Below are 1,439 nucleotides of genomic sequence, written 5' to 3'. Positions count from 1 at the left end.
CCGCTCGTAACCCGCGCCGCCGCCCCGCTTCGCCGGGGCGGCGCAGCCTGGACAACCCCGCCCGCCGACGCCATGTCATCATGGATGCGGGCCGGCCGGACTCCGGACGCAACAAGGACTGATCGCACGTGGATGTCAGGAACAACCGCCGCCAGGCGGGCGGATCGAGCGTGGTGACCGCCAACCGGCTGCTGGACGGGCGCATCGTCTGGCTGGCCGAGGACGGCGTATGGTCCGACCGCATCGACGCCGCCAGGATCTTCGCCAATGACGGCCCCCAGGGCGGATCAGAAAGCGGATCCGAAAGCGGATCCAACGGGGGAATCGAATCCGTGATCGCCGCCGTCGCCGCCCGCCAGCAGGCCGACGGCGTGGTCGGCGTGTACGGCGTGCAACTGCGCGATGACAGCGCCACGCCCGTGCCCGCCACGGTGCGCGAACGCATCCGCGCCTTCGGCCCCTCCGTCCATCCGGAATTCGCCCCCTTCACCGAGGCCACCACCAATGTCCGCTGAAGCAGAAACCCTCGCAGACGCCGCGCCCGCGCTGCCGGTCGGGCATTACGCCTACGACCAGGTGGACCGCGCCTTCCTGCATGACCGGGTCGAACAGTTCCGCGACCAGGTCGCCCGCCGCATCTCCGGCGCCCTGTCCGAGGATGAATTCAAGCCGCTGCGCCTGATGAACGGGCTGTATCTGCAGCTCCACGCCTACATGCTGCGGATCGCCATTCCCTACGGCATGCTGGATTCCCGGCAGATGCGCGAACTCGCGCATATCGCCCGCACCTATGACCGCGATTACGGCCATTTCACCACCCGCCAGAACCTCCAGTTCAACTGGATCCGGCTCGAGGACACGCCCGATATCCTCGCCCGCCTGGCGTCGGTGGACATGCACGCCATCCAGACCAGCGGCAACTGCATCCGCAACGTGACCTGCGACCAGTTCGCGGGCGCGGCCGCCGACGAGCTGGTCGATCCGCGCGTCCATGCCGAAATCCTGCGGCAATGGTCGACCCTGCATCCCGAATTCTCGTTCCTGCCCCGCAAGTTCAAGATCGCGGTCAGCGGCAGCCCGCACGATCGCGTCGCCGCGCGCTTCCACGATATCGGGCTGGTGGCCAAGCCGGGCCACGGCGGCAAGGTGGTGTTCGACGTCTTCGTCGGCGGCGGCATGGGCCGCACCCCGCTGGTCGGCGTGCATCTGCGCGACAACCTGCCCGAGGAAGACCTCCTCGCCTATCTCGAGGCCATGGTCCGCGTCTATAACGAGTACGGACGCCGCGACAATATCTACAAGGCCCGGATCAAGATCCTGGTCCAGGCCCTGGGCGCCGAAGGCTACCGCGCCAGGGTCGATGCCGAATTCGCCGCCATGGACCGCGCGCGCTACCGCCTGCCGCCCGAAACGGTGGCCGCCATCCGCGCGCGCTTCGG

At 68.5% G+C, this 1,439-nt stretch carries 2 protein-coding genes; both read left to right on the top strand.

From position 1 onward, the window contains the following. The first annotated feature begins 128 nt into the window (after window positions 1–128). The gene (locus HUK84_RS18065) at window positions 129–515 is read left to right on the top strand and encodes a DUF2849 domain-containing protein (protein ID WP_176641479.1); all 387 of its coding nucleotides are present in this window, start codon (window positions 129–131) and stop codon (window positions 513–515) included. Then, window positions 505–1,439 (top strand): nitrite/sulfite reductase (locus tag HUK84_RS18060; RefSeq protein WP_176641478.1); only part of this gene is annotated, 935 nt, incomplete at its 3' end. The genes HUK84_RS18065 and HUK84_RS18060, both read left to right, overlap by 11 nt.

This window comes from Nguyenibacter vanlangensis (genome assembly GCF_013376155.1).
Taxonomy (GTDB): Bacteria; Pseudomonadota; Alphaproteobacteria; order Acetobacterales; family Acetobacteraceae; genus Gluconacetobacter; species Gluconacetobacter vanlangensis.
This window is presented reverse-complemented; position numbering and strand designations above follow the sequence as displayed.